Annotated in this window: 7 protein-coding genes; 2 read left to right on the top strand and 5 right to left on the bottom strand. The window is 57.9% G+C overall.

Translation table 11 applies throughout. The features are described from left to right. Together ABJP42_RS09315 and uvrB are read right to left on the bottom strand one after the other, a co-directional pair. A partial coding sequence (locus tag ABJP42_RS09315; RefSeq protein ID WP_348340034.1) for a YdcF family protein occupies positions 1–389 on the bottom strand: 389 nt, incomplete at its 3' end. Further along, the gene (uvrB, locus tag ABJP42_RS09310; RefSeq protein WP_348340033.1) at positions 386–2,599 is read right to left on the bottom strand and encodes an excinuclease ABC subunit UvrB; all 2,214 of its coding nucleotides are present in this window, start codon (positions 2,597–2,599) and stop codon (positions 386–388) included. The genes uvrB and ABJP42_RS09315, both read right to left, overlap by 4 nt. 188 nt (positions 2,600–2,787) lie before the next feature. Here uvrB and ABJP42_RS09305 point away from each other — a divergent pair, with 188 nt between their 5' ends. Together ABJP42_RS09305 and ABJP42_RS09300 are read left to right on the top strand one after the other, a co-directional pair. Beyond that, positions 2,788–3,099 (top strand): ETC complex I subunit, encoded by a 312-nt coding sequence (locus tag ABJP42_RS09305; RefSeq protein ID WP_348340032.1) that lies wholly within the window; start codon positions 2,788–2,790, stop codon positions 3,097–3,099. After that, positions 3,096–3,602 carry a GNAT family N-acetyltransferase gene (locus tag ABJP42_RS09300; RefSeq protein WP_348340031.1) on the top strand — a complete coding sequence of 169 codons (507 nt, stop codon included), beginning with the start codon at positions 3,096–3,098 and terminating at the stop codon, positions 3,600–3,602. The genes ABJP42_RS09305 and ABJP42_RS09300 overlap by 4 nt, the downstream gene beginning before the upstream one ends. A gap of 39 nt (positions 3,603–3,641) precedes the next feature. Here the strand turns inward: ABJP42_RS09300 and ABJP42_RS09295 are convergent, their stop codons facing one another. From ABJP42_RS09295 to ABJP42_RS09285, 3 genes are all read right to left on the bottom strand, one after another. Then, the gene (locus ABJP42_RS09295; protein ID WP_348340030.1) at positions 3,642–4,580 is read right to left on the bottom strand and encodes a carbohydrate kinase family protein; all 939 of its coding nucleotides are present in this window, start codon (positions 4,578–4,580) and stop codon (positions 3,642–3,644) included. After that, positions 4,577–6,106 (bottom strand): mannitol dehydrogenase family protein, encoded by a 1,530-nt coding sequence (locus ABJP42_RS09290; protein WP_348340029.1) that lies wholly within the window; start codon positions 6,104–6,106, stop codon positions 4,577–4,579. The genes ABJP42_RS09295 and ABJP42_RS09290 overlap by 4 nt, the downstream gene beginning before the upstream one ends. Continuing rightward, on the bottom strand, positions 6,103–6,555 hold a 453-nt coding region (locus tag ABJP42_RS09285), incomplete at its 5' end, for a TOBE domain-containing protein (protein ID WP_348340028.1). The genes ABJP42_RS09290 and ABJP42_RS09285, both read right to left, overlap by 4 nt.

The raw sequence follows: 6,555 nt of genomic DNA, 5'->3' as shown, positions 1-6,555 counted from the left end.
CTTTGTTTTGGGCAGGACGCACGGGCCTGCAATGCCAGATGGCGCGCCACCAACAGGGCGCGCCATTTGTGATAGTGATCGGTGACGATCACCACATCTGGATTGCCAAGCGCTGCCAGAATGGCACGGCTGTTTGCCAGGTTCTCGATTGTCGTATGAGACTGATCCTCAAGCAGGATGCAGTCATCCGCCACCCCCTCTGCCGCGCAGATCTGCCGCATGACCTCCGCCTCACTGGGCGGGTTTTGCCCCAGCCCACCGCTGCAAATCACGTGGCTAACCTGACCTGTTTTCAACAGATCAACCGCGCGTAGGGTACGCCGCCGTAACGTTGGCGAAGCCCTGCCGCCGGGATGCACAGCAGCGCCGAGAACAACCGCGACCGTCACCCGCCAAATTTCTTTTGCGATTTGCCGCGATATGCGCGTGTTCCGGCCTTGCCAGCGCTGGACCGGCCGCGGGATTTCACCGCCGCTTCCGAGGCTTTTTCCACCGCGTATTGCCGCGCCATCGGGTCGTCTGACACCGCCAGATCCACCGCCTCCAATCGTTTGACCTCGTCGCGCAGACGGGCGGCCTCTTCGAACTCGAGGTTTTCAGCGGCTTTGCGCATCTCGTCGCGCAGCCCCGCCAGATGTGCCTCCAGATTGGCGCCGTGCATGGGCTTGTCGATATTGGCGGTGACGCGGTTCATATCCACATCGCCCTGATACAACCCGGCCAGAACATCTTCGACATTCTTTTTCACCGTGGCCGGCGTGATGCCATGTTCGAGGTTATAGGCGATCTGCTTTTCGCGCCGTCGGTTGGTCTCTCCCAGGGCGCGTTCCATCGAACCAGTGACCCTATCGGCATACATGATGACCCGGCCCTCGGCGTTACGTGCCGCCCGGCCAATGGTCTGCACCAGCGAGGTTTCAGAGCGCAGAAAGCCTTCCTTGTCGGCATCCAGAATAGCCACCAAACCGCATTCCGGAATATCCAAGCCTTCGCGCAAAAGGTTGATGCCGATCAGCACATCAAAGGCCCCCAGTCGCAAATCACGCAGGATTTCAATCCGCTCCAGCGTATCGATATCCGAATGCATGTATCGCACCTTGATGCCCTGTTCGTGCAGGTATTCTGTCAGATCCTCGGCCATGCGTTTGGTCAACGTAGTGACCAGGGTGCGCATGCCGTTTTCCGTGACCTTGCGCACCTCGTCCAGCAGGTCGTCCACCTGCATCTTCACCGGGCGGATTTCGATCTCAGGCTCCAGCAGGCCTGTGGGGCGGATCACCTGTTCCGTAAACACACCCCCGGCCTGATCCAGCTCCCAGGCAGCAGGCGTTGCCGAAACAAAGACCGATTGCGGCCGCATTGCATCCCATTCCTCAAACTTCAAGGGACGGTTGTCCATACAGGACGGCAACCGGAAGCCATGTTCCGCCAATGTGGATTTCCGCCGAAAGTCTCCTTTGTACATGCCGCCGATCTGCGGCACCGAGACATGGCTTTCATCAGCAAAAACGATGGCGTTGTCGGGGATGAATTCAAACAGGGTTGGCGGTGGCTCACCCGGGCCACGGCCCGTCAGGTAGCGCGAATAGTTCTCGATGCCATTGCAATGGCCGGTGGCCTCCAGCATCTCAATATCAAAATTGCAGCGCTGCTCCAGCCGCTGCGCCTCCAGCAGCTTGCCCTCGCCGACAAATTGATCGAGCCGCTTTTTTAGCTCTTCCTTGATCGAGATAACCGCCTGCGTGAGCGTCGGTTTTGGGGTCACATAGTGAGAATTTGCATAGACACGGATCTGCTCAAAGGCCCCCGTGCGCTCGCCGGTCAACGGGTCAAATTCAGTGATGGCTTCCAGTTCTTCGCCAAAGAAAGACAGCTTCCAGGCGCGATCCTCCAGGTGGGCCGGGAAGATTTCCAACGTATCACCGCGCACCCGGAACGAACCGCGCTGAAAGGCCTGATCGTTGCGTTTGTATTGCTGAGCCACCAGATCCGCCATCACCTGGCGCTGGTCGTATTCCTCGCCGACCTTCAGATCCTGTGTCATCGCCGAATAGGTCTCAACCGAGCCGATCCCGTAGATGCACGACACAGAGGCAATGATGATCACATCATCCCGCTCCAGTAGAGCCCGGGTGGCGGAGTGGCGCATCCGGTCGATCTGCTCGTTGATCTGGCTTTCCTTCTCGATAAAAGTATCCGAGCGCGCCACATAGGCCTCTGGCTGGTAGTAGTCATAGAAGGAGACAAAATACTCCACCGCATTGTCCGGAAAGAAGCCTTTGAATTCACCATAGAGCTGCGCTGCCAATGTCTTGTTCGGGGCGAGGATGATCGCCGGACGCTGGGTTTCGGCAATCACCTTGGCCATGGTGAAGGTCTTGCCAGTGCCAGTCGCCCCTAGCAGTACCTGGTTGCGCTCGCCTTCACTCACACCCTCGCTGAGTTCCGCGATTGCAGTGGGCTGATCCCCGGCCGGGGAGAACTCGGTATGCATGACAAAGGCCTTGCCGCCTTCCAGCTTGGGGCGCTGCACCGCATCGCGCTCCACCATCTGCTCGGGCGTCTTGGCATCTGATTTGTCTGAATGGGCGTAGGGCATCCGGCTCTCCTGTGAGTCGTGCTGATTTTGGTCTGTTTTTGTTCTTGTTCAAGAGGCATTCGTTGCTATTCTTGCCCTCGGCCTGTTGCTGCGATGCAAAACCTGTTGAATGCGCTGGATTTGTCACCTTGTGGCAGAGGGGTAATCGGCGCATATATGTTGCACGACGAGTCACGAGGAGAGCCCCTATGCGCGCGCGGATTTACCGGCCAGCCCGAAACGCCATGACATCCGGAATGGCCAAGACCCGTAAATGGGTGTTGGACTATGCCCAGGCAAGTGCGCGCGAAGTGGATCCTCTGATGGGCTGGACCTCGTCCTCTGACACCCAAAGCCAGATCCGCCTGCGTTTTGACACCAAAGAGGCAGCGCTGGAATATGCCCAGGACCACGGCATTGATGCCGAAGTGGTCGAGCCAAAACCCCGCAAGGCCAACCTGCGCCCCGGCGGCTATGGCGAAAACTTTGCCACCAACCGACGCGTCCCCTGGACACATTGAGCTCTCCTGAATTGGGCGTTCCCGAAGTGATAGAAGTCCGCGCGGCCAATCCAGCCAGTGCGGAACTGTGGCCTTTGATCGAGGACAATCAGGCCCACGGCGCCCAAGAAACCCCCACAGAAAGCGATCACACCTTTGGTGTTGAAGAGCTGTGCCAGCCTGGCGTCTCCTTCTTTGCCGCCTATCAGACTGGTGTCCCCCTGGGCTGTGGTGCCTACAAAGCCCTGCAAGATGGCACTGCTGAGGTGAAGTCAGTTTTTGTCTCGGAGACCGCGCGCGGCCAGGGGCTGGCCCGTCGATTGATGGACCATCTGGCCCATGCAGCACAGGCCGAAGGCTTTAGCGCGCTTGTTTTAGAAACCGGCTCTCCACTTTGCCCCGGCTATGATGCCGCCCGCGCCCTCTACGAACGCCTGGGCTATTCCTACTGCGCGCCTTTTGAAGGCTACAAGGAAGACCCGCTCAGCGTTTTTATGTGTCTGCCACTGACCGCCGCCACCTGATCAAGATCACTGGACGCAATCCAGCCAAGCGCATTGCCATCACAACTCGTTGGCCCATGGCGGGTCAGCGCCGATCCGGGAAACTGTTACTCGCGCAGCCCGAGCACCCCGCTCCAGAGCCTGCTGTAAGTCATCCGGCGCAAGCGATTTGAGCTGATCTTTGCGCAGACAGCCCTGCGCAGAGAATTGAGCAAGAACACCGGCATTAAAAGTGTCACCCGCTCCCACAGTATCTGCGACCTCCGCCTGCGCCGCTGGCACATGCACCTGGGAGCCATTTGACATGAAGCCAGTAGCACCTTTTTCTCCACGGGTCAGAACCACGATGGTGACGCCCATTTTGACGATCTGCTGCACCTTGTCCTCAAGCGCGGCCGATCTCGGGAAAAGCCAGTTCAGATCCTCATCCGAAACCTTCACAATATCCGACTGTCCCATCATGCGCGTCAGACGCTGACGATAGCGGTCCTCGTTCTTGATAAAACCGACCCGGATATTGGGATCAATCATAACCACCCTATCGGTTCCTTCGCGCGCCAATAGGGCCATGTAGCTCTCTGCCGCCGGTTCACAGGCGAGGCTTATACCGCCAAAGAACAGGGTTGAGATCTTTTGAGGCAGGGGCGGAATGTCCGCAATGTTTAGCATGCGACCTGCTGAGTTTTCATCGTAGAAGACATAGGAGGCCTGGCCGTCTCGTAGGTGCACAAAGGCTAGCGTTGTTGGCCGGTTAGACCAGACGATCTGCGATAGATCCACATGTGAGCCGGTCAAATGATCCGCCAGTTGTTGGCCAAACATATCCCGCGACAGACCAGTGAGCATGCCGACAGATGCGCCCTGCCGCCCCAGCGCAACAGCTGTATTGAGCACTGCCCCACCGGGTCGTGGCACATAGGGTTCTGGCCCAGACTGGGGCCCTGACTGAGGCGCAGAGGGGATCATATCGATCAAGGCTTCGCCACAACACAGGATCATTGCGCCCCTCCGACTGGCCGGCTGGTTGAATTTCTCAAATAGCTTTTGATTGCGATCTCCACGCCTTGGCTCCAGATCAATTCAAGCCAATGGGTAAAGGCGTTTTGAAACCTACTGTTGGTCGCAAGATCCCCGTAGATTGATGCCTGTGCCAGCCAGGCCATCGGAGTTTGTCGACTTTCTATGGCCACGGTTGAGAGCTGTTGCCAATGCGGATCATTGTCTTGAATGATCCTCCCATCTTCGCGGGTTCCCTCGCACATCCGGGCCCACAGCGCCTCGACCAGAGCCAAGCCCTCTATTGCCCCATCGGCCTGCAAGGCCTCCCGCAGAATGGGCAGAACAAACTCTGAATGACGCGAAGACCCATCAAAGGCCACCCGTCGGGTGGTGTCCCGGATGGCCGGATTGGAAAACCGGGAGGCGATCAAATCGGTATAAGCCGCTGGGGTCATGCCCGGCACATCAGAGACATAGGGAACGATCTCCTCATGCTCAACTTTCTGAAAGAATTCGGAAATCAACGGATCTGCCATACACTCCGCAATGGTTTCGACCGACAGCAGCTCGCCGAGATTGGCCAAGACCTGATGCCCGGCATTCAAGATCCGGATCTTCATCCCCTCATAGTCATGCACATCTGGTGTCAGGATCACCCCGGCCTTTGCCCAGTCAGGTCGCCCGGCGCAGAAATCATCTTCCAGTACCCATTGGCGGTAGTTTTCATGGGTGACCACAGCCCTGTCATCTACCCCAAGCGCACGCGCCATGGCCAGCTCATCAGGGCCAGTTGAGGGCACAATGCAATCGACCATGGAGTTGGGAAAGCTGCAGTTGCTGTCGATCCAATCGGCCAGATCGGGCTTGATCAGCCGGGCCAGTGATACCACGGATTGCCGGGTGATCAGACCATTGCCTCTCAGATTGTCGCAGCTCATCACCGTGACCGGACCGGCTGCCGTGGCCCGCCTGAGGGCAAGCGCCGCCACAATCGCTCCAAACACGCTCAGGGGGTGATCCGGATTGGTGACATCATGTTGGATATCAGGATGCATGGCATCAAAGCCCCCGGTTTCGGGATCAATGTAGTACCCGCTCTCAGTCACCGTGAGGGAGACAATGCGGATTTCCGGCTGGGACATCTGCCGGATCAAGGGAGCATTCCCCGGCGCGACTGCCAGGTAATCGATCATCGGACCTATGATTTCAGCAGACGCACCCTGGGAAGAGAGTTCAATCAGCATTGTCAGGCAATCCTGCGCTAGGAGCCGCTGCCGCATTTCGACATCATAGGGCCGGACACCTGCTCCGATGATGGCCCAGTCCTCGGCCAGACCGTTTTGCATCAACTGATGCAGATACCAGGCCTGATGGGCGCGATGGAAATTCCCCACCCCGATATGCACGATACCCGGCGTCAGCTCAGACCTGTTGTAGTTTGGACGCAAGACCGAGCCAGGGATACGGTTCAAACTCCCCTTACTCAGCGCAACACAGCCCGCATTTGCCACCTTGGTTTCTGTCATGGAATCCGTATCCCTTGGGCGTCGAACCTGTGCAGTTGATCACCTTGCGGGCTCAGATAGATCTTATCCCCGTGTTTAACCGAAATATCGCCGGGCACCCGAACTGTAATCATATCCGAGATCCCACTGTCGTGAATATGGAGAAACGTGTCAGAGCCGAGATGCTCGGCCACGCCAACCCGCCCTTGCCAGCTGCCCTCGGTCAGGCTGACAGACAGATGTTCAGGGCGAATGCCTATTGTTGCACCGCCGTGTTTCTCCGCCTCCGCGCCATTGATCAGGTTCATCTTTGGCGAGCCAATGAAACCGGCAACAAAGGTATTACGCGGCTTGTGGTACAGCTCTAGCGGAGAGCCCACCTGTTCGATCACCCCGGCCCGCAGCACCACGATTTTGTTGGCCATGGTCATGGCCTCGATCTGGTCGTGGGTCACATAGATCATGGTGGT

Origin of the sequence: Pseudophaeobacter sp., assembly GCF_039971195.1 — a bacterium.
Taxonomy (GTDB): Bacteria; Pseudomonadota; Alphaproteobacteria; order Rhodobacterales; family Rhodobacteraceae; genus Pseudophaeobacter.
The sequence above is the reverse complement of the archived record's forward strand: the minus strand, read 5'-3'. Positions and strand labels throughout refer to the sequence as shown.

What these genes read in the sequence shown, in the direction of transcription:
- ABJP42_RS09290 (WP_348340029.1), bottom strand. Translation starts at nt 6,106, where the DNA reads ATGACAGAAACCAAGGTGGCAAATGCGGGCTGTGTTGCGCTGAGTAAG.
- ABJP42_RS09295 (WP_348340030.1), bottom strand. Translation starts at nt 4,580, where the DNA reads ATGATCCTGTGTTGTGGCGAAGCCTTGATCGATATGATCCCCTCTGCG.
- uvrB (WP_348340033.1), bottom strand. Translation starts at nt 2,599, where the DNA reads ATGCCCTACGCCCATTCAGACAAATCAGATGCCAAGACGCCCGAGCAG.
- ABJP42_RS09305 (WP_348340032.1), top strand. Translation starts at nt 2,788, where the DNA reads ATGCGCGCGCGGATTTACCGGCCAGCCCGAAACGCCATGACATCCGGA.